Source organism: Mesorhizobium sp. CU3 (assembly GCF_006442965.1).
Classification (GTDB): Bacteria; Pseudomonadota; Alphaproteobacteria; order Rhizobiales; family Rhizobiaceae; genus Mesorhizobium.
This window is the reverse complement of the sequence record NZ_VFWX01000004.1, coordinates 247,675-268,512: the sequence shown is the minus strand read 5'-3', so window position 1 is coordinate 268,512 and position 20,838 is coordinate 247,675. Positions and strand designations below refer to the sequence as shown.

20 protein-coding genes are annotated in these 20,838 nt (G+C 62.3%); 13 read left to right on the top strand and 7 right to left on the bottom strand.

The genetic code is table 11. The features are described from left to right. The first annotated feature begins 21 nt into the window (after window positions 1-21). The 3 genes from FJ988_RS09020 to FJ988_RS09010 all read left to right on the top strand — a co-directional run bounded on the left by FJ988_RS09020 (window position 22) and on the right by FJ988_RS09010 (window position 3,627). Window positions 22-1,416, top strand: coding sequence for an NAD(P)/FAD-dependent oxidoreductase (locus FJ988_RS09020; RefSeq protein ID WP_246688485.1), 1,395 nt, complete (start codon window positions 22-24; stop codon window positions 1,414-1,416). Between the two features lie 36 nt (window positions 1,417-1,452). After that, complete coding sequence (locus tag FJ988_RS09015; protein ID WP_246688484.1) at window positions 1,453-2,781, top strand: NAD(P)/FAD-dependent oxidoreductase; 1,329 nt, start codon at window positions 1,453-1,455, stop codon at window positions 2,779-2,781. A gap of 141 nt (window positions 2,782-2,922) precedes the next feature. Continuing rightward, window positions 2,923-3,627: a peroxiredoxin-like family protein gene (locus FJ988_RS09010; protein ID WP_140816600.1), complete on the top strand. Its 705-nt coding sequence runs from the start codon at window positions 2,923-2,925 to the stop codon at window positions 3,625-3,627. On the opposite strand, the gene FJ988_RS09005 is transcribed toward FJ988_RS09010, so the two are convergent. Both FJ988_RS09005 and FJ988_RS09000 read right to left on the bottom strand, forming a co-directional pair. After that, the gene (locus FJ988_RS09005) at window positions 3,611-4,516 is read right to left on the bottom strand and encodes a LysR family transcriptional regulator (protein ID WP_140816598.1); all 906 of its coding nucleotides are present in this window, start codon (window positions 4,514-4,516) and stop codon (window positions 3,611-3,613) included. The two genes, FJ988_RS09010 and FJ988_RS09005, sit on opposite strands and share 17 nt — an antisense overlap. Window positions 4,517-4,660: 144 nt before the next feature. Next, window positions 4,661-5,554, bottom strand: coding sequence for a LysR family transcriptional regulator (locus FJ988_RS09000; protein WP_140816596.1), 894 nt, complete (start codon window positions 5,552-5,554; stop codon window positions 4,661-4,663). 106 nt (window positions 5,555-5,660) lie between these two features. On the opposite strand from FJ988_RS09000, the gene FJ988_RS08995 reads away from it, so the two are divergent. The 3 genes from FJ988_RS08995 to FJ988_RS08985 all read left to right on the top strand — a co-directional run bounded on the left by FJ988_RS08995 (window position 5,661) and on the right by FJ988_RS08985 (window position 8,389). Then, window positions 5,661-6,323 carry a peroxiredoxin-like family protein gene (locus FJ988_RS08995; RefSeq protein ID WP_140816594.1) on the top strand — a complete coding sequence of 221 codons (663 nt, stop codon included), beginning with the start codon at window positions 5,661-5,663 and terminating at the stop codon, window positions 6,321-6,323. Between the two features lie 19 nt (window positions 6,324-6,342). Continuing rightward, window positions 6,343-7,575: an MFS transporter gene (locus FJ988_RS08990; RefSeq protein WP_140816592.1), complete on the top strand. Its 1,233-nt coding sequence runs from the start codon at window positions 6,343-6,345 to the stop codon at window positions 7,573-7,575. Window positions 7,576-7,900: 325 nt separating this feature from the next. Further along, window positions 7,901-8,389, top strand: a complete 489-nt coding sequence (locus FJ988_RS08985) for a DUF417 family protein (protein ID WP_140816591.1) — start codon at window positions 7,901-7,903, stop codon at window positions 8,387-8,389. A gap of 290 nt (window positions 8,390-8,679) precedes the next feature. On the opposite strand, the gene FJ988_RS08980 is transcribed toward FJ988_RS08985, so the two are convergent. Beyond that, entirely contained in the window at window positions 8,680-8,895 is a 216-nt protein-coding gene (locus FJ988_RS08980; RefSeq protein ID WP_140816589.1) for a hypothetical protein, read from the bottom strand. 327 nt (window positions 8,896-9,222) lie between these two features. On the opposite strand from FJ988_RS08980, the gene FJ988_RS08975 reads away from it, so the two are divergent. The 3 genes from FJ988_RS08975 (at window position 9,223) to FJ988_RS08965 (ending at window position 12,343) form a co-directional block, all read left to right on the top strand. Then, on the top strand, window positions 9,223-10,767 hold the full coding sequence (locus FJ988_RS08975) for an HD domain-containing phosphohydrolase (protein WP_246688483.1): 1,545 nt from the start codon (window positions 9,223-9,225) through the stop codon (window positions 10,765-10,767). A gap of 90 nt (window positions 10,768-10,857) precedes the next feature. Beyond that, the gene (locus tag FJ988_RS08970) at window positions 10,858-11,130 is read left to right on the top strand and encodes a hypothetical protein (protein WP_027024197.1); all 273 of its coding nucleotides are present in this window, start codon (window positions 10,858-10,860) and stop codon (window positions 11,128-11,130) included. Window positions 11,131-11,212: 82 nt separating this feature from the next. After that, window positions 11,213-12,343 carry a substrate-binding protein gene (locus FJ988_RS08965; RefSeq protein ID WP_140816765.1) on the top strand — a complete coding sequence of 377 codons (1,131 nt, stop codon included), beginning with the start codon at window positions 11,213-11,215 and terminating at the stop codon, window positions 12,341-12,343. A gap of 67 nt (window positions 12,344-12,410) precedes the next feature. Here the strand turns inward: FJ988_RS08965 and hpaI are convergent, their stop codons facing one another. The 3 genes from hpaI to FJ988_RS08950 all read right to left on the bottom strand — a co-directional run bounded on the left by hpaI (window position 12,411) and on the right by FJ988_RS08950 (window position 15,777). Next, on the bottom strand, window positions 12,411-13,217 hold the full coding sequence (gene hpaI / locus FJ988_RS08960) for a 4-hydroxy-2-oxoheptanedioate aldolase (RefSeq protein ID WP_140816585.1): 807 nt from the start codon (window positions 13,215-13,217) through the stop codon (window positions 12,411-12,413). 74 nt (window positions 13,218-13,291) lie between these two features. Next, the gene (gene gabD, locus FJ988_RS08955) at window positions 13,292-14,746 is read right to left on the bottom strand and encodes an NADP-dependent succinate-semialdehyde dehydrogenase (protein WP_140816583.1); all 1,455 of its coding nucleotides are present in this window, start codon (window positions 14,744-14,746) and stop codon (window positions 13,292-13,294) included. A 137-nt stretch (window positions 14,747-14,883) separates the two neighbouring features. Further along, entirely contained in the window at window positions 14,884-15,777 is an 894-nt protein-coding gene (locus FJ988_RS08950; protein WP_181183473.1) for a hypothetical protein, read from the bottom strand. 158 nt (window positions 15,778-15,935) lie between these two features. Between FJ988_RS08950 and FJ988_RS08945 the strand changes: the two genes are divergently transcribed. Genes FJ988_RS08945 through FJ988_RS08935 form a run of 3 tightly spaced genes read left to right on the top strand, consistent with a single transcriptional unit; the run spans window position 15,936 to window position 19,519 of the window. After that, a complete protein-coding gene (locus FJ988_RS08945; RefSeq protein WP_140816579.1) occupies window positions 15,936-17,405 on the top strand; it encodes a 4-hydroxyphenylacetate 3-hydroxylase family protein in 1,470 nt (489 codons plus the stop codon). Then, complete coding sequence (locus FJ988_RS08940; protein ID WP_140816577.1) at window positions 17,402-17,941, top strand: flavin reductase family protein; 540 nt, start codon at window positions 17,402-17,404, stop codon at window positions 17,939-17,941. The genes FJ988_RS08945 and FJ988_RS08940 overlap by 4 nt, the downstream gene beginning before the upstream one ends. A 36-nt stretch (window positions 17,942-17,977) precedes the next feature. After that, entirely contained in the window at window positions 17,978-19,519 is a 1,542-nt protein-coding gene (locus FJ988_RS08935; protein ID WP_140816575.1) for an aldehyde dehydrogenase family protein, read from the top strand. A gap of 196 nt (window positions 19,520-19,715) precedes the next feature. Here the strand turns inward: FJ988_RS08935 and FJ988_RS08930 are convergent, their stop codons facing one another. Continuing rightward, entirely contained in the window at window positions 19,716-20,036 is a 321-nt protein-coding gene (locus tag FJ988_RS08930; protein WP_140816573.1) for a MoaF-related domain-containing protein, read from the bottom strand. Between the two features lie 226 nt (window positions 20,037-20,262). Here FJ988_RS08930 and FJ988_RS08925 point away from each other — a divergent pair, with 226 nt between their 5' ends. Further along, window positions 20,263-20,826, top strand: a complete 564-nt coding sequence (locus FJ988_RS08925) for an NADPH-dependent FMN reductase (protein WP_140816571.1) — start codon at window positions 20,263-20,265, stop codon at window positions 20,824-20,826. Window positions 20,827-20,838 lie beyond the last annotated feature (12 nt).

The window sequence follows — 20,838 nt, the reverse complement described above, 5'->3', positions numbered from 1 at the left end:
GGAACGCAGCGGAGTGCACCAATGCAGATCATCACCCCCGGCATGCGATTGGTTCCCGAAGCAGTGCTCGCCAACGATGCGGCGCTCTTCCGCACGATCGCCGAGACGCCGTCTCATGCCGACAAATCGTTGCATCGCGTGGTGATCGTCGGCGGCGGCGCCGGTGGGCTCGAGCTGGCGACGCGCCTTGGCCGCCGGTTCGGCAAGCGGCGCCTTTCCGTCACGCTTGTGGATCGCAACCGCACGCATATCTGGAAGCCGCTGTTGCATGAGGTGGCGTCCGGCACCCTGAGCGCATCGCACGATGCGGTCGAATACATCGCCCATGCCAGCAGGCACGGCTACCGATACCGCATCGGCGAGGTCGTCGGAATCGATCGCGCCAAACGGCAGGTTTTCGTTGCGCCCAGCTTCGACGATGACGGTCGCCAGGTCATCCCGCCGCGTGTTCTGGGCTATGACACGCTGGTCATGGCCGTCGGCAGCGTGAGCAACGATTTCGGCACGCCGGGCGCCGCGCGCCATGCCATTTCGCTCGACACAGCAGGGCAGGCCGCGCGGTTCAACAAGCGCATGATCGACGCATGCCTGCGCGCCAACGCGCAATACGGGCAGCTTTCCCCTGGCCAGCTTCATTGCGTCATCGTCGGCGCCGGCGCCACGGGCGTCGAGCTGGCAGCGGAACTGCACAAGTCGATGCGCGAGATTGCGTCGCACAATCTCGACAACATCGATTTCGAAAGGCTGATCCGCATCACGATCGTCGAAGCCGGCCCGAGAATTCTGCCTGCGCTGCCCGAGCCTATGGCGCAGGCCACCGCGCGCTTGCTGATCAAGCTGGGCGTCGTGATACGCTGCGGGATCGAGGTCACCGAAGTGACCGAAGATGGTATCCGGCTTGGCGACAAGCTCTTTGTGCCGGCCGAATTGGTGGTCTGGGCGGCCGGAATCAAGGCGCCCGATTTCCTGAAGAGCCTCGATGGTCTCGAGACCGATCGCATCAACCGGCTGGTGGTCGACGAAACCTTGCGCACGGGTGCAGACGAAAATGTATTTGCGATTGGCGACTGCGCGAATTGCGTGCTGCCGGGCGAAGGCAACGCCTTGCCGCCGCGTGCCCAGACGGCCCATCAGCAGGCTAGCCATATGGTCAAGGTGATTGCAGCGCGTGTCGCAGGGCACGCCGCGCCGGCATATCGCTACCGGGACTATGGCTCCCTCGTGTCGCTCGCCGACTACGGTGCGTTCGGCAGCCTGATCGGCGGACTGAAAATCGAAGGGCTCGTTGCAAGGCTGGTCTATCGCTCGCTGCACAAGATGCATCTCAAGGCGGTTCACGGGCTGGGAAAGACAATGCTGGCCTCGATCGGCGAGATGATCCTGAGGCGCGCCAGACCGCGGATCAAGCTTCATTAGCGCGGCGGAGGCGGTGGGATGGAAAAGTATGATGTCGTGATCCTGGGCGGCGGCAACGCTGGAATGGGCGTAACCGTCGCGACACGCGCCGCCGGACTTTCCGTCGCCATGATAGAGGCTCGCGATCTCGGCGGCACCTGTCCCAATCGTGGCTGCACGCCAAAGAAGGTGCTGGTTGCTGCGGCTCACGCGCTCGACGAGATCGCAAGGGCCGGCAATCATGCAATCAAAATCGATCCGCCGAGGCTCGACTGGCGAGCCTTGATCGAGCGGGAAAAGGAAATCATCAGGGATATCCCGTCCCGGCTGTCCGGATTGATGGCCAGGCGAGGCGTCGATGTCATCCATGGCGAGGCCGCATTCATCGCCAGCAATGCCATTCGTGTGGGGAGTAGAGAACTCGAGGCCAGGAACATCGTCATCGCCACAGGTTCAATGCCGCGCCCGCTGCCGATCCCCGGCTCGGAATTCCTGATCACATCCGACGAGGTGCTGAGCGATCCGACGCTGCCTCGCGCCGTTGTGTTCATCGGCGGCGGCGTTATCGCGTTCGAACTCGGGCATGTCTACGCTCGCGCCGGCGTCGAAGTCACCATCCTGGAGGCGCTGCCGCAACTTCTGGGAGGCTTCGACGAGGATGCCGTTGCTCAACTGCTTGATGAGAGCGAGCGGTTGGGGATCGGCATTCACACCAAGGCCTGGGTCAGGAAGATAGAGGAGGCCGACGGGCGACTGCGAGTGAGCTTTGCGAAGGATGGCGTTGAATGCTCGGTCGATACTGATCGGGCCGTCAATTGCGCCGGGCGGGTGGCCAATGTCGAGAGCCTTGATCTTGGGGCGGGTGTCATCGTGCATCGCGAAGGCCGCATCGAGATCGACGATCATCTGCGCTCACGTTCCAACCCGGACGTCTATGTCTGCGGAGATGCAGTCTGGAACTCTCCGCAGCTTTCGCCGGTCGCGACCTATGAGGGCGGGATTGTCGGCCGCAACATCGTCGCAGGCCCGAAGCATAGGCCCGATTACAGTCACATACCTGCCTCTCTCTATAGCATTCCAGCCGTAGCAACCGTCGGCCTAACAGAGGCCAAGGCGAGGGAACGCGGCTTCACGGTCAACGTGCACCTGAATGATATGCGAGGCTGGCTTTCCGCCAGGACCTACGCGGAGGCGGTTGCGTGGTCGAAGATCATCGTGGAGGAAGCGACAGGCAAGATCCTCGGGGCTCACCTGGTCGGCCATGCCGGCGAGGAACTCATCCACATTTTCGCGCTCGCGATGAAGCACGGCATCCCGGCACAAGAACTTGCCGAGACGGTCTGCGCCTTTCCGACTTTTGCGGCCGACATCAGGAACATGATGTAACGCGCAGCTCCGGATCAGCGAAATAGAACGCGAAGCTGACATGCGTCGATGCACGTGGGGCATCAAAACCATGCCGGAAAAACATGGCAATCGCCAAGGGGTCAAGGTGGTAGGCTATGCGGGACGTGTGAAAGCGCAGACATGGCCGCCGACGATCAGGCAATGACATTCGAACAGTCCGTCCAGGCAGCCATCGAACTTGATGCGCCTCTCAACGAACGGCTGGCGGTAGTTGCCGCGGCAGTCCGACGCCTGAACTCGGAATTCGCGGACGCTGTCGAGCGTCTGGTGGAGCGCCTCGAGAAGCAAGGCGCCGGCGCCATGGCGCCGTCTCCGGGCGAGGCCATGCCTGGTTTTTTGTTGCCTGATGACAACGGCAGGCTCGTCAGCTTGGCCGAAGTCCTGAACAGAGGCCCAGCCGTCATCACCTTTCAGCGCGGTCACTGGTGCCCTTATTGCCGCTTGAACGCTATCGGCATCGTCGAGGTGCAGCGCGAGATTGACGAGTTGGGCGGACAAGTGGTTGCCATCATGCCGGAGCGGCGCAAGTTCACGAAGGCCATGAAGGTCCTGGTCGGCGCTCAATTCCCATTCCTGATCGACATGGACAACGGCTATGCGCTGTCGCTCAACCTCGCGATCTGGGTCGGCGCCGAAATGGAGCGGCTTATGGGCCTGGGCCTCGACATCCCCAGCTATCAGGGCAACAGCAGCTGGTTCATGCCCATCCCGGCCACCTTCATCGTCGGCACGGACGGGGTCATCAGGGATCGCTTTGTCGATCCGGACTACCGCCGCCGTATGGACATCGACGACCTGATTGCCGCGCTCAGGCGGGCTCGCTGACGCCGAAGGACGACCAGTCGGCTGCCCTTAGCAGGTTGAGCAGCGTCGTCGCGACGGGCGCGCGCTGCCGGCCGGCAACCGCATAAACCGAAACAATCCGCGAGACGTCCAGATCGCGAAGTTTGAGCCGACGGGTGTTCGAGGATCGTGGCGCGGTAAGCGAGACAAATCCAACCCCGGCATTGGCCTCGAGCAGCGCAAGCAGATCCTGATCTGTCTCGACCTCATGCGCGGTGCGGGGCGTATATCCTTTGGCGGAAAGACAACGCGCCAGCTCCTCGCTCGTCTCCCAATCGATTCGACTGAGCACGGGTTCGGCGGCGAGCTGCGCCAGCGCGACATCAGCCTCGTTGCGCCGGGCCAGCGGATGATCCGCATTTACGGCCAGTTCTATCCCCTCCTGAAACAGCGGCCATACGTCCAGGCGGTCCCAGGCCTCTCCAAGGGGGCCGGCAATCGCCAGCTCTACTTCACCGCCTTTGAGCGCCTCGATCACAGCCGCTGGCGAGCCGCGGTGGATCTTGAGGTGCACGCCGGGATAGGCTCGGAAGAGCTCGGTGAACGGCGAGACCAGCAGCGCAATGTTGATGCTATTCGAAATGGTGACGTTGAGGGGCGCTACATCGCTGCTTTGCACAGCCTTGGCCAATGACTTCGCGGAGGTGGCCGCGTCGTAACACTGCTGCAGCAACGGCAGCATCCGCCGCCCAAGTTCCGTTAGGTGCGAGTGCTGACGCTCGCGTCGCAGCAGTTCCCCGCCTAACTCCTCTTCGAGCGTCTTGATGGCGCGCGTAAGAGCCGGCTGAGTGACGTTGCACTCCTCAGCCGCTCTCGTGAAATTCAACGTGTTCGACAGGGCCAAAAAATAGCGGACCTGCTGCATCTCCATGAAATTTCGCCCCCTCAGCGAAATGGTTTATCAGCGATGGCGCATATTGCGAGACTAACCCAATCGAGCTCATTGAGCAAAGTGCAGCGCATCGCCGCCGATTTATTCCTTTCGGCCTGGCATCCGATATCGGCGCCACCCGACCTATTGTGATGAAGTGAGTGACTTGCTCAGCCAGTCGGCGAATCCTCTGGCCCGCTTGCTCGGTTGCCGTCCGGCCGGGAACAGGGCATGGATGGGTAGGGTCGGCAGCGGAAAATCGGGCAGCAGCTGGCACAGGCGGCCGTCCCGCAGTTCTGCGTCGAACATCCATCCCGAACCAAATGCCAGGCCAAGCCCAGCCACGACACATGCTGTGACCCCGGCCGAGCTCGAGACCCTGATGCGAGGACTCTTGGGCAGCACAAAGATGGCCTGCGGATCGACCAACTCCTGGAGCGTCGCGCCGGAACTGTCGGAGGGGCCGAAGATCACCTGATGCCGCACCAGATCTGCGGGGCTGCTCGGCTGGCCATGCCGGGCGATGTAGTCCGGCGCGGCGACAAGCAACCGAGGCGTCTGCCCGATCTTGCGCGCCATCATGCTGGAATTGTCCAGCAGGCCAAGCCGGATCGCGACATCGGCGCCCTCCTCGACAAGGCTGCGCCGGCGATCGTCCATCATCAACTCGACCGATAGGTTGGGATGCTCGGCCAGAAGCCCGGGCAGGCGGGGAATGAGTGCGCGCATCGCGAATGTGACCGACAGTTCCACGCGCAGAACGCCCCGCAATTCCTCATTGCCTGCTGCGGTGTCGGCCGCTGCCCCAAGGTCGGCCAGCACCGGTCGGATTTGGTCGAGATAGACTTGCCCAGCCTCGGTCAGCCCGACCTTACGGCTGGTGCGGATGAGCAGGCGGGCGCCAATGCGCGCCTCCAGGTCATTCAGGATCCGCGACACCGATGGCTGCGACAGGCCGATTTCGCGGGCGACCTGGGAAAGATTGCCGCGCTCGGCCACGCGCACGAAGACCTCGAGTTCCTGGAGCCTGTCAGCCATTCGTTTTCCGGATGATTGCTATGCTTTGCAGCAAGCTACCCCTCCTTTGGGAAATAGGCGAGGACATTCCGCCGCAAACAATGCGGTCAGGATTTTGGAGTGTCCCATGTCTCTTCAGGAAAAGCTCGACGCCTTCAAAGCCGACTTCGAAGGCAAGGCTCCCAGGCAAGCGGTCGAGACCATGCATCGCGCGACCGCTGAACTCATTGCGTCCGGTCAGGCCGGCAAGGCCTTGAAGGCAGGCGTCGTCGCACCAGCCTTCAAATTGTCTGAGGCCGATGGCGGTGCTGTCGCATCCGGCGACCTGCTTGCCCGTGGTCCGCTGGTGCTCAGTTTCTATCGCGGTGTCTGGTGCCCTTATTGCAACATAGAACTTGGCGCCCTGCAGGAGACCTGGCCGGCCATCCAGGCCACGGGCGCGCAACTGGTTTCCATCTCGCCGCAATCGCTTGCGAACGGCCGCAAGGCAAAGCGCGACAAGAAGGTAGATTTCCCGATGCTGAGTGACCCGGACGGTAAGGTCGCCGATGCCTTCGGCCTGCGGTTTCGCCTGCCGGACGACCTGATCGCGCTGTACCGGAGCTTCGGCGTCGATCTGCCGCTGATCAACGAGGATCCGTCCTGGACATTGCCGATGCCGGCTCGTTTCGTGATCGGCCAGGACGGCATCATCATCTACGCCGAAATCAGCCCGGACTATACGCGCAGGCCCGACCCGGCCGACCTTCTGCCACTGCTGAAGCAACTGCAGGGTTCTATCGCGGCCTGAACCGATGGATACGGACCGTATGGCGATCGACAACGCCATCGCAGCCAGTGCCGGCCGGCGCTGGTCGATGTTGATCGTGATCGCGGTAGGCGCCTTCCTACCGATGACCACATGGTTTTCTGCGACGGCGATCTCGCCGCAACTGACGCAACTGTGGGGCCTTTCTCTCGCGCAGGGCGCTTGGCTAACCGGTGCCGTGCAAATCGGCTTTGCCAGTGGCGCATTGGCCTCTAGCATGGCTGGTCTCTTGGACATTGTTTCCCTTCGCAGAGTGATCTGCGCCAGCGCGTTGATTGCGGCGGCCGCCAACATCTGTCTATTGTTCGCGCCTTCCGTCGAACTCCTGCTGGCGGCCCGTTTTATGACCGGCATGGCGCTGGCAGGAGTCTACCCACCCGCGCTGAAGCTAGTATCGACCTGGTTCAGTCGTGGACGCGGGACGGCGCTTGGCGTTTTGCTCGCTGCGCTGACACTTGGTTCCGCCTTTCCTCATCTGGTATCGGCGCGGGCCGCCGAATTCGCCTGGCAGGACGTCATCGTTGCGACCTCGCTGGCTGCAACGGCAGGCGCGGTGTTGATCCTCTGCCTCGGCGAGGAGGGACCTTATCCCTTCGCCAGATCGACATTCGACCGCCGCCATATCAGGACGCTGCTGCGCAACCGCGCGCTGATGCTCGCCAATCTCGGCTATCTCGGTCACATGTGGGAACTCTACGCCATGTGGGGCTGGATACTGGCCTACATCAGGGCGGGCAGCCCCGGTCTTGGCATCAGCGGTCCGAGCGCGGCCTCGTTGCTGGCGTTCTTTGTCGTGGCCTCTGGTGGGATTGGCTCGATCGCCGGGGGCATCATGGCGGATCGCATCGGCCGCACAGCGACGGCAGCTGCGATGATGGCGGTGTCCGGCCTCTGCGCACTAACCATCGGACTGATATTCGGCGGGCCACTTTGGCTGTTCGCCGTGGTTGCCATCTTATGGGGTACGACCGTCATTGGCGATTCGGCGCAATTCTCAGCTATGGTCACCGAATTAAGTGATCAACGCTACGTGGGGACGGCGCTTTCCCTGCAACTGAGCCTGGGCATCGCACTCACTTTTTGCTCCATCCATTTGGTGTCGTTCATGGCGGAGGTTTTGGGTTGGCGCTGGAGCTTCCTGATCCTGTCGCCCGGTCCATTCCTCGGAGTTACCGCTATGGTCGCGCTGCGAAAAATGCCTGCTGCAAAGCAAATTGCGCACGGGCTGAGGTGATGCCGTCCGACTTGCGAGGTCACTATCACGTTGGCCGGTGTGGCGCTCAGGTGAATGGCGGGTTGTATCTGGCTCCGGCCTCACCATCGCGGTCGGACCGGGTCACACTATGCCGATCTGCGATCAACCGAGCACTCACCGGATGGAGTGTTACGCCAATGGGTTTGGACCCCAACTTTTTCGAGTTTGGCGACGTAACGAAATCCCTCGAGCGACGAAGAAGGTCGCAGGGTTCCTCATGAGCCTGCAGCTTGCTGAACCAACCGTGGGCTGAGGCTGCCTGATATGACATATCGCTTTCTTATTCGTCGGCAAAGGATGTAGCATGCATAGAGATTTCAACGTCGCTGAAAAAGGCTTCGGCTCTTATTGGCCACTCGCCGTTCTGAGGTGGGTGATGGTGTTGATTTTCGTGTCGTTCGGAATCCAGAAATTCACACCGCAATCCGCGCAGGGGATCGCTCTGTATATTTCGAACAGCCCGTTCGTTTCTTGGCTCCAGATTTTTGGAATTAGAGGCGAAGCCTACCTTCTAGGTTGCGTAGAATTGGGGACGGCTCTCCTACTGGCTTTGGGCGCTTTTGTGCCAACTTTGTCTGCCCTTGGCGCACTAATCGGAATTGGTACGTTCCTCATCACATGGTCATTTTTCTTTACGACCCCTGGGGTCGTGGTATGGAGCATATCCTCCGATCCCATAGCATGGAATTTGGCTGGCGAGTTTCTATACAAAGACATAGTTCTTTTAAGTGTTTGCATAGTTCTGTTTCTTGCGTCTCTTCCTACAACTGTGATCCGGCTTAGGAAAGATTAATTGGCACCAAGGCTCGCTGGATTCTATCGACTCTGTATTTTGGGGGTCGAGCATCTACGACGCGTTTTGGCGAGCCACTTTGTCGAGAAGATTATGCGCAATGGCTTCTGCAGGGTCCCGATTATCGAGACCTATCATACGCGCAGGCCCCGATCCCTCAAAAGCGTGCCCATCAGCCGCGGGCGTACCAGTCTGCGCCCATCAGAAACAAGCTAACCGATTCCGAAAAGTGGATCACCGCCAGCGTGGCCAGCGAGATGAGCAGGTACATGAGCGATCGGCGTACCATCTCAAAACAGGGCCCAGAGTGAAGGCTCCATGCACCATCCCGTTGCAAGCAAGGCGGCAATGATCGAGCCCATGGCAAAGAGGGTGACTGTAGCAAACCGGGTCATGGACGTCAGGTAGGGTTGCTGACCGGTGTGGCAATTCACATAATCGTCAATGGCATCGGACGCGTGAGAGCCCGACACGGCCAGGCGCTTCCACAGAACGCCTGCAGCCATTCGCCGAAAAGCCCGCCGCCAGCGTGGGAGCCAACGACGGGCCGGCGAACGGCAACACCCCTGGAGGATCGACCATTCACCTAGGCCCTAATTCAGACAAACAGGGACGGTTCCGTCAATGGTGAGGGCCCGCCTCCCTTGGGGGACAGCGAGCCCTCTGCCAGAGTGCCTGTCTGACAGCCAGCGCAAGGGGGCTAGAAGTTGTGTAAGTCCGCCTGGGCAATACGTTGCAGCGTTTTTCCCCTAGGTATTGACGGCGCACGGGGCTAGCATTGGGGTACTTGGGGGTATGCGATGACAGACGTCTCGATACGCCGGGCTGACTTTATGATGGTCCTTGCCTATGCTTCGGACCTCGCCACTGGCCATTCGCGCGACTTCGCGCTGAAATCCTGCGTGCTCGCAATGCGGATCGCCGAACTTGCTGGCGTCTCGGAGCAGGTTCGGCGCAATGCCTATCACCAGTCCATGCTGCGCTATGTCGGCTGCAACGCCGACACCGACCTGCTTTCAGGTCTCTTCGGCGACGAGATTGCGCTTCGCCAGGATCTTGTGGGTCTCGACATGGGCAACCGCGCGGAACTAGGCAGGGTCTTCGTACAGGCCTTCAAGCGGTTCTATTATGATCTCGAGCCTGACGCGCAGGCCAAGGCCATCGAGGCCGCGATGTCGCAGGCGCTCGCCGTGGCGCGCCCGGTTTTGACGGCCCATTGTGAAGTGGCGCAGCGGATCGGCGAGCGGCTCGGCCTATCCGACGAGATTCGGCGAAATCTCGGACAAATCTACGAACGCTGGGACGGCAAGGGCCTGCCGCGTGGCTTGAGCGGCGAGGACGTCCTGCCGGCCGTGCGCCTGATTACACTTGCGCAGGACACGATTGCGCTCAGCGATGCAATCGGCATCGACGGGATGGCCGAGACCATCGCAAGTCGCGCCGACGGCCCGTACGAGGCCGTTCTGGCCCGGCTTGTCTCGGCCAACGCGGCGACGCTGATGAAGGATATCGGCGCCACGGTCGACCGCGAGACGATCTTGGCGCTGGAGCCCGATCCGCCGGTGATGCTGGATGAGGGGGCCTGCGAAGAGGCATTCCTCGCCATTGCCGACATGATCGACATGCGAATGCCGTTTACACAGGGCCATTCGCGCATGGTGTCGGAACTGGCCGCGGGTGCGGGCAAACGGATCGGGCTGCCTGAATTTGACGTGCGCGCGCTGCGCTGGTCGGGCTGCATACATGACATCGGCGAACTCGTGGTGCCTGTGGCGACCTGGATGCGCAACGGCCCGCTGTCGGTGCGCGAGCGCGACGCGGCGCAGCTGCACGCCTATTACGGCGAGCGGGCGCTGGCTTCCTTCGGCCGTGGTGGTGATGCGATGGGCGCGATCGTGCTGCGCCATCACGAGCGCCTGGACGGTTCGGGCTATCACCGCAAGGTCAACGGCTCCGACCTGTCGCCGGCCGCCAGGATTCTGGCCGCCGCCGAAGCCTTCCAGACGTCGCGGGAGGAACGTCCGCACCGCAAGGCGCTGTCCAGCGAGGCGGCGGCGGCACAGTTGCGCGCCGCCGTGCGTGACGGCTGTATCTGCCCCGACGCCGCCGAGGCCGTGTTGTCCTTCTCCGGCCAGCAGTCGCGTCGAGCCTTGCCGCAGGGGCTGGCCGGCATGACGCCGCGCGAGATCGAGGTGCTGCGCCTGATCGCCGCCGGCCTGACGGCGAAGGAGACGGCGCGCAGGCTCGATATCGCGCCCAAGACTGCCGACCACCATATCCAGAGCGTCTATGCCAAGATCGGCGTCGCCACCCGCGCCGCCGCCGCGCTCTATGCGGTTGAGCACGGCCTTGTCCGGCCAGGCGAGACGCCAGCATAGGGAATCCACCCCATGCGCGCGGGCTCCGCGGCGCGCATCGTGATCCTGTCGACGGACCAATGGTGGCCGCGACCGACAGGAGGAAATCCGATGCTTCTCGCAACGACCAAGGTCGCGGACGTCGACCACTTTATCCGTATCTTTTCGACCAAGGGCGCCGACAAGCGCCGGCTGCACGGCTCGAACGGCGCAACCGTGTTCCGCGATCCCAGCGAACCCGACCGCGTCTGGGCGATCTTCGACTGGGACGCCGAGGGCTGGAAGAATTTCGTGTCGGATCCGGAGGTCCCGGCGATCCTTCAGGAAGCCGGCCATGTCGGGAAGCCGCAGGCGGCGCTGCTGCTCGGCCACTACGAGGCCTAACGCCCACGCCGCGGCGCTTGCCGTCGGCAGCGGCGCACCCCGACAAATCCCAAAAGACCAAACCCAGAATTGGAGAAGTCAAATGGATCCGAAACCCATCAAGATCGGCCTCATCGCCGAACTGACAGGCCCGTTGTCTTTCATGGGGATCGCAAATGCGAACCTCACCACGATGCTTGTCGATGACATCAATGCCAAAGGCGGCCTCCTGGGCAGGCCGGTGGAACTCGTCATCGAGGATGGCGAAACGACCGACGGTGTCGCCAAGGCAAAAGCCGCGAAACTGGTCGACGTCGACAGGGTCGATGTGGTCATCGGGGGCATCTACAGCTCGACCCGCCTGGCCATCAAGAGCGAGGCGGTGACGCGCGGCAAGACGCTTTACATCTATACCGAGCAATATGAGGGACAGGAAAACGATCCCCTGATCTTCTGCACGGGTCCGGTGCCCGCTCAGCAGGTCGAGCCGCTGATCCCGTGGCTCATGAGCAGCACCGGCGCGAAGCGGTTCTATCTGCCGTCCGCCGACTACATCTGGCCGCATCTGCTCAACAAGGCCGCCAGCAGGGCCGTACGCGCGAATGGCGGCGAGATCGTCGGCGAGGAGTATTTCCCGCTCGACACCGTCGATTTCCGGCGGACCGTGCAGCATATCATGGCGAGCGGCACCGAGGTGGTCTTCAACACCATCGTCCCGCCGGGCCTGACGCCGTTCTTCGAAGAGCTGTACAGGGCCGGCTTCCACAAACGCGGTGGCAGGATCGTATGCACTTATTTCGACGAAAACTTCTTCAATCTGGTGCCATCCGAGCAGATCGAGGGTCTCTACAGCTGTCTCGACTATTACCAGGAACTCGACGAACCGTTCGGCCGCGCGCTCTTGCGCCGCTACAGCGAACGGTTCCCGGGCGGCGCCACCTTGACGGCGGGCAGCGGGTGCACCGGTCACTACCGGGCGATCAAGATGTGGGAAGCTGCGGTGAAAGAGGCCGGCACGGCCGAGCGCGACGCGGTCATCCGGGTGCTCGATCACGCCAGGATCGGCCAAGGCCCGGGCGGTCCGGCTGAGATGGTTCCCGGCCAGCACCATGTTCGCATGAACATGTATATCGCGCAGGCGCAGGGCGGCCAATTCCGGGTCGTGAAGAACCTGGGTCCGATTGATCCCGACGAGCGAGTGCTCAGCGACTTCCAATTTAGGAACGTAGGGTGACTTGCAGCGTCGATCGCTGGTCTTTCTGATGGCGAGGGCGACCACATGGTACCCTCGCCATCAATGGTCAGTAGACTTGCGCTTCCGAGGTCGCGGTCTTGGATCCCGTGGCGCGGAAATCCGCCAATAGCTTCGAAGTTGCATTGGCGAGCAGCGTGACGTCGTTGCCGATCGCAACGAAAGTCGCCCCAAGATCGAGGTAGCGCCTAGCCAGGTTGAGATCGCCGATGAGGATGCCGGCGGCCTTGCCGTGCGAGCGAATCCTGAGCAGCGACTTCTCCACCTCCGCCTGGACCTCGGGGGCGCCCGGCCGCCCGAGAAAACCCATGTCGGCCGCCAGATCGGCCGGCCCGATGAACACGCCGTCGACGCCTTCGGTGGAGGCGATGTCGTCCAGCGCCGTCAGGCCGGCGCGGCTTTCCACCTGCAGCAGCAGGCAGATCTCGGCATTGGCCGTCTGCAGGTAGTCGGGGATGCGGTTGAACGCCGACGCGCGGGCCAGGGCTGCGCCCACGCCGCGGATGCCGTGAGGCGGATAGCGTAGGGCCCTGACCATCGCTTCCGCCTGGGCTCCGCTTTCGATCATCGGCACCAGAAGCGACTGGGCGCCAATGTCGAGCAGCTGCTTCAGGATCCAGGGCTCGCCGACCGGCGGGCGGATGATCGGCTGGCAGGACGCTCCCTTCATCGCCTGCAACTGCGAAACCAGCAGCGGCAGGTCGTTAGGCGCATGCTCGGCGTCGAGCAGCAGCCAGTCGTAGCCCGCCCCGGCGCAGATCTCGACAGTGTAGGGGCTGGCCAGGGCCTGCCAGAGACCAATCTGGGCGCGTCCCTCCCTTAGGGCGTGCTTGAACAGGTTACGAGGAGCAGGCATCTCAATCACTCGGCATCATCAAAGGGAGGTAGAACTCGCGACCCGGTGTTTCGGGCGCAGCAACGGGTTTCCGATCACGCTATCCCGCCGAGGCAAACGTATTTGATCTCGGTGAATTCCTCGATGCCGTATCTGGATCCTTCGCGGCCCAGGCCGGAAAGCTTGACACCTCCGAAGGGCGCTTCGGCCGTGGAAATCAGTCCCGTGTTGACACCGACCATGCCGTATTCGAGCGCCTCGGCGACACGGAAGACGCGGGAGAGATCCTTGGCGTAGAAATAGGAAGCAAGGCCGAACTCGGTGTCGTTGGCCTGGTCGATGACATCGGCCTCGTCCTTGAAGCGGAACAGCGGCGCGACGGGGCCGAAGGTTTCTTCGCGGGCGACGGCCATGCCGGCGTTGACGTCCGCAAGCACCGTCGCCTCGAAAAAGGTTCCGCCCAGTGCGTGGCGTTTGCCGCCCTGGACGATACGGGCTCCTTTCGCCGTGGCGTCGGCAATATGCTCTTCAACCTTGTCGAGCGCCGCCTGGTCGATGAGCGGGCCTAATACCACGCCTTCGTCAAAGCCGTTGCCGGTCTTGAGCTTGGCGACGGCGCCGGCAAGCTTGGCGGTGAAGGCGTCGTAGACTCCGTCCTGGACATAAAGGCGATTGGCGCAGACGCAGGTCTGGCCGTTGTTCCGGAACTTGGCGATGAGGGCGCCTTCCACGGCCGCGTCGAGATCGGCATCGTCAAAGACGATGAAGGGCGCATTGCCGCCCAGTTCCAGGCCGAGTTTCTTGATGGTCGGTGCGCTCTGCTTGTAAAGCTCCGCGCCAATCTCGGTCGAGCCGGTGAAGGTCAGTTTCCGCACCGTAGCGTTCGCCGTCATCTCGGCGCCAATCTCGCTGGCCGATCCGGTGATCACGCTGAACAGGCCTTTCGGCAGGCCGGCGCGTTCCGCCAGAACCGCGAGGGCGATTGCCGAAAAAGGCGTTTGCGAAGCCGGCTTGAGCACCATCGCGCAGCCGGCCGCAAGCGCCGGCCCGGCCTTGCGCGTTATCATCGCGTTCGGGAAGTTCCAGGGGGTGATGGCCGCCACGACGCCGATCGGCTGTTTCATCACGAGTATGCGCTTGTCCGGCTGGTGGCCGGGCACGATGTCACCGTAAATGCGCCGGGCCTCTTCGGCGAACCATTCGACGAAGCTTGCGCCGTAAAGAATTTCTCCTGTCGCCTCCGGCAGCGGTTTGCCCTGCTCGGCCGTCAGGATACGGCCCAGATCGTCCTTGTTTTCAACCATCATTTCGAACCAGCGGCGCAGCACCGCCGAGCGCTCCTTGGCGGTCCTTGCCGCCCACTGCCTCTGCGAGCGTGCTGCGGCGGCGATTGCCAGGCTGGTCTCCGCGGCGCCAAGCCTGGGCACGCGGCCCATGACTTCGCCGGTCGCGGGGTTGAGGACGCTGATGGCGGCTCTCCCCTCGGCTTCGATCCAATCCTCGCCGACGAGAGCGGCCTGGCGGAAAAGGGAGGTGTCGCGAAGGTTCATGGTCTTGCGTCTCCAGCGGCGCGTTCGGCGAGATAATTCATTAACATGTTAAATATATAGTTCATTGTCAAGCGGCCGGCAGTCGCCAGCCGCGAAAGTCATGCAATGAGAACAAGCTGTTTCGCGGATACGGCCCTCTAGCCGGTCGCTGTTCCGGCCACGTTTTCCCAGCCGCTCAAAAGGCATCGGAAGGGCTTCTCGACGGTCGTGAGGAGCCGCGCCGATTGGTCCGACAGGTCGATACGGTACCTTCCGATCGGGTCGCCGGAAGATGTCCAGACATTGGCATCGTAAGCGCCATGCGGAGGCCGCAGGGACGCGGCATCGAACGACAGAGACCCGCCGACGCCGACCGTGGCAGGCAGAAGCCAATTGTCGCCGAGGGCGGCAGATACCTTGTCGAGCAATCCGGCCGCCATCCATCGGCGGACAAGCGTCGATGACACCCGCTCCCCCGACACTGTGTGCTCGGGAACCGTCAGCACGGTGAAGCCGGCCGCGCGCCCGAGCTGCTCGAGCAGGCTCACATCCCCGGCCCGGGCGCTGCCGAAGCAAAAATCAGGCCCGACCACCACCGACCGCACGCCGAGCTGGCGGACGAGGATCCGCGCAACGAACTCGCTCGGCGAGAGGTCCGCGAAGGAGCGGTCGAATTTCGGCATGAAGAACATGTCGATGCCTAAGCGGCCAAAACATACCGTCTTCGCCTCAATGCTTGAAAGACGAAAACCGACCAGTTCCGGATTGAAGAATTGCCGCGGATGCGGCTCGCACGACATGACGCCGACCGGCGCACCCATCAAGGCTGCGGTTCGGCGGGCCAGATCGAGGAGCCGTTGATGGCCGACATGCAGTCCATCGAAATTGCCGAGCATCAGCACGCTGCCGTACAGATAGTCCGGGACGCGGTTGCTGTCGGTCACGATCGTGGTGTGGCGGGGCTTTGCGCAACCCGGCGGGGCCAGCAAGACGTGATCGAAGTCGGGATGCCAGGCGAGATCTGCGGCTTGATGGACATCGCTGGGGAGCATGGTATCCCTCCACATTCGACCTTGTTGCGAACGCACGCTTCCTGATCGCAGAGTACGTGCGATGCGAAACTGATGCAACCGTGAAATTCGCTTGATATATCACTGTGCTTTCCCTATGCTGACCCAAAATAGCGAGCTTACAGGGGAGCATTTGCTGCATGGCACGTACGGGAAGCGACTACATTCAGAGCCTGCGTGACGGGCGCCAGATATTCATCGATGGAAAGCTTGTCGAAAACCACGTCGATCATCCGGCGTTCCGAAACGCCGTGCGCTCGGCCGCGAAGCTTTACGACTACCAGGCTGCGCACCAGGATGAGATGACCTTCACGACGCCGACGGGAAAGCAGGTCAACCGCTCCTGGGAGCTGCCCGACAGCCGCGAGAAACTGATCAAGCGCGGGCTGGCGGCGCAGGCCTGGGCAGCGCAGAGCTATGGCTGGCTCGGCCGCTCCCCAGATCACGTTCCGGCGGCCATCACCGGCATGGTCACGCATATCGACGTCTTCGAGGACTACGACAAGAAGCGGGCCGACGCGCTGCGCGGCTATTATGAATATGCGCGCGACCGCGACCTCGCCATGACCTATACGATCGTCAATCCCCAGGGCGACAGGTCGAAGCTGGCGAGCGAGCACGAAGACAAGTACCATAGCTTGGGCGTGGTCGATGAGGATGCGGAAGGCATCACCGTGCGCGGCGCCAAGATGCTTGGCACATCGGCTCCGCTCGCGGAGGAGGTCCTCGTCGGCGTTCAGAACCCGCTCAAGGAGGGTGTCGACGACATCTACGCGCTGTCCTTCGCACTGCCGCTGGCCACCAAGGGCGTCAAGATACTCTCGCGCAAGTCCTATGAAGAGGCCGCGCATTCGCAGTTCGACAATCCGCTGGCCTCGCGCTTCGACGAGAACGATGCCGTGGTCTATTTCGAGGACGTCAAGGTTCCGTGGGATCGCGTCTTCGTCTACAAGAAGACATCGATGTGCCGCGCGCAGTTCCACGCGACAGGCGCCGAGATCCTGATGAACACGCAGAGCCAGGCGCGCTATTCGGTCAAGCTCAAGTTCCTGGCCGGGCTCGCCCGCCGCATCGCGGAAACGACCGGCGTCATCAACTTCCCAGCCATCCAGGAATCGCTCGGCAATCTCGCCTCGCAGGCTATGGTCATCGACGGCATGTTCCGTTCGCTGCTGCATGATCCGATCGAGCGGAACGGCTATTTCATCCCGCGCCAGCTGCAGATCTACACCACGCAGGCCTACAGCCAGGAGCTCTATCCCTCATTCATCACCGCCATCCGCAAGCTCGCCGGCGGCGGCGTCATCATGCTGCCGTCGGGCGTCGAGGATTTCGACAATCCGGAAATGGCGGCGCTGATCAACAAGACCCAGTATTCGTCGACCGCCTCTCCCGAGGAACGCGTCAAGGTCATGAAGCTGGCCTGGGACGCGCTGGGCTCGGAGTTCGGTTCGCGTCACACCCAGTATGAGATGTTCTACAATGGCCCGCATTTCGCCGCGCTGATGCGCGTCTTCGGCGCTTTCGACTGGGACAATGCCAAGGGCATGGTCGACGAATTGCTCGGCAGCTACTCGCGGCGGGGCGGTCAGCGTGAGGCGGCCGAATGAGCGATGCCGCACCGCTGGACGAGAGTGCAATCCCGCGGAGCTTTCCCGTTTCGGTCGAACATTTCCGCAAGGGTATGCGTAGGCTGACGGGTGCGGTCAACATCGTCACCACGGCGCATGAGGGCGGCTTGCATGGTCTCACCGCGACGGCCGTCTGCTCGCTGTCGGGAGAGCCGCCGCGGCTGCTTGCCTGCGTCAACGTCGTTGGACGAACATTCGGCTATATCCTCAATTCCCGTCGGATGGGCGTCAGCGTGCTCGCCCATCGCCATATCGAACTCGCCAAGCGCTTCGCCAACATGACGGATATAGGCGAGCACGACCGCTTCACCGGCCATGACTGGACGCGCCTCGACGCGGGCGCGCCGGTTCTGACCGATGCCCTAGTCGGCTTCGACTGCATGGTCGACGAGATGTTCGTGACACCGTCGCACGGCGTCATCATCGGAGAAATCAAGCATGTGTCGTTCGGGCCCGAGGGCGCTCCGCTGCTCTACAGCGGTGGCGCCTTCGGAACGTTGAAGCACGACGCCTGAACCACAGCGCAACAACCCAAGGACAGGAGTTGCAACATGAACCTCAAGGTTCCCGCCGGCGCCAAGCAGATATTGGAAACGCTTGGTATTTCAGAGGTCAATCCCGGTGCCTGCAGCGGCCGTGACGGCTGGTCCAAGGCCGATCCTGCAAACGCTTTCCCATCGATCAACCCGGCGACGGAGCAGCCGATCGCAAGCATCACGCCCGCCACCCAGGACGACATGAAGAAGGCGATCGACGTCGCCGAACGCGCCTACAAGAGCTGGCGGTCGGTTCCGGCGCCGAAGCGGGGCGAACTCGTCGGCCGCATTGGCGAACTCCTCGAGCAGAACAAGGAAGCGCTGGGCGCCCTGCTGTCGCTCGAGACGGGAAAATCGCTCGTCGAGGGCAAGGGCGAGATCGGCGAAATGATCGACATGGCGAAGTTCGCGGTCGGCCAGTCCCGCATGCTCTACGGCTTCACCATGCAGTCGCAGCGCAACGATCATCGCATGTACGACCAGTGGCTGCCGCTCGGCGTCGTCGGTATCATCACCGCCTATAATTTTCCGGCAGCGCCGTGGTCCTGGAATGCCTTCATCGCGGCGATCTGCGGCAACACGGTCGTCTGGAAGCCTAGCCCCAAGGTGGCTTTGCCCGCGATCGCCCTGCAGCATCTGTGCAACCAGGCGATGAACGAATTGGGCTATGAAGGGATTTTCTCGATCGTCGTGCCTGGCGACGAGCAGGTCTCGGAGTCGCTGGTCAGCGACAAGCGGGTCCGGGTCATATCCTTCACCGGTTCGAGCAAGATCGGCCGCCGCGTCTCCTCGATCCTTGCCAATGATCTCGGCCGCCGCCACATCCTCGAATGCTCGGGCAACAACGCCTGCATCGTCGACGAAAGCGCGGAATTCGAACTCACCATCGCCGCGGTCACGTTCGGCGCGCTTGGCACCACCAGCCAGCGCTGCACGAGCACGCGACGCCTTATCGTCCACAAGAGCCGCACCAAGGAAATCGTCGAGGGTCTGAAGAAGGCCTACGCCAAGGTGAAGATCGGCGACCCGTTCGTGCCCGGCAACCTGATCGGTCCGCTGATCGACAAGCCGGCGATCGAGGAGTTCAGGAAGGCTGTCGCGGAAGCCAAGGAACTTGGCGGCGAAGTCGTCTACGGCGGCAACGTGCTGCCGGGTCCCGGATACTATGTCGAGCCGACGATCATCATGGCCAAGAACCATTGGCCTTGCGTTCAGCACGAGACGTTCGCGCCGATCCTCTACGTCATCGAGTACGACAGTTTCGAGGAGGCGCTGGAGCTGCACAACGACGTCCCTCAGGGGCTGGCGTCGGGCATCCAGAGCACCAACATCCGCAACATCGAGGCCTTCCTGTCGTCGCGCGGCAGCGACTGCGGCATCGCCAAGGTGAACATGGGCACGACCGGCGCCGATATCGGCGCGGCCTTCGGCGGCGAGAAGGAAACGGGCGGCGGTCGCGCGAGCGGATCGGAATCCTGGAAATCCTACATGCGCAGGCAGAGCGTGGCCATCAACTGGGGCGACGAGACGCCGTGGCGCAAGCTGCTCGGAGCATAAGCAGATAGTCGGCTGTGGATGATATGAGCGGCCCGCTGATGGCCGCTCGACCCTGACGGCTCGCTATCGGGCCCGGTCGCTCAGCGATCCGGACCCTGGCGCATGGGCAGTCTTGGGTATCCGTCGATTGCTCGAACTCATCCAATCGCTGCCGCCGGCTTCAGGTCTGCGGCAGCGATCTCGATAGCGGGGTGAGTTACTCCTGGGCAATCGTCCCCGAAAGCACGAGGCCGAGCGGCTTTTCGCCTCCAACCAGGTTGGCCGGAATGATGATGGTGGTGTTGATCACTGCCGCCTCAGGCTGGGCGACCTGGGTGACGGCGATGCCGTCGGCTTCCATCCAATGCACGAACCAGATGTCGGGCGCGATCTCGATCGCGTTGTAGCTTTCTTCGGCTGAATTGCCCTTGTCCTGCCCCTCCAGGCACGTCCAGCGAAGACGGCTGCCGGGCAGATAGGTGACGCGGTAGACGGCGCCGTTGTCATAGGAAATCCGAATGGTCTTGTTGTCGAACATGGTCGCCTCTGCGGGTTGTCGTGAGGGCGTGCACGCTGCCGGCGCCGCCGCAATCGATTGGGGTTGAGCTTATGAAATTCTTCTGATATTTCATTTGCGCGACGTTGAAATAGCACGTGCGGCGGCTTTTTGGAAATGATTTGGTGTTGCGCGCCGGTTGTCCGCCGGCGCGTGATAGCCCGTTCCTCGCCGTCGCAAGCGTGCCTGCATTTGAGGGACATTTGAAATGCCTGGCCAACGCAAAGTCGGATTGTTTCCCGGAAGCCTACGGGAGCAGGGAATAAGCAGGCGGCTTTCCAACGCCCTGATCGAGCTTGCGCCTAAATCGCTCGACATCGAGATGTTCGCGATTGGCGAGCTGCCGCTCTACAACGCGGATCTGGAGGATGCCGCTCCGCAGGCCTGGCTGGATATGCGCAAGAAACTGCTCGGGGTCGATGCCGTGCTGTTCGTCACCCCGGAGCACAACCGTTCGATACCGGCCGCGCTGAAGAACGCGATCGATGTCGGATCGCGGCCGTATGGCAAAAACTCCTGGGCGGGCAAACCCGGTGCGATCGTCAGTTTCTCGACCGGCGCGATGGGTGGCTTCGGCGTGAACCATCATTTGCGCCAATGCCTGGTCTTCGTCGACGTGCCGACCATGCAGCAGCCCGAAGCCTATCTCGGCAACGCTGGCGACCTGATCGATGACGGTGGGGTGCTTGCCAATGAGGGCTCGAAGGCGTTCCTGCGCCAGTTCATGGCCTCTTTCGCGGACTGGATTTCCCTAACGGCGCCGCGCGGCTGATACCGCTTCGAC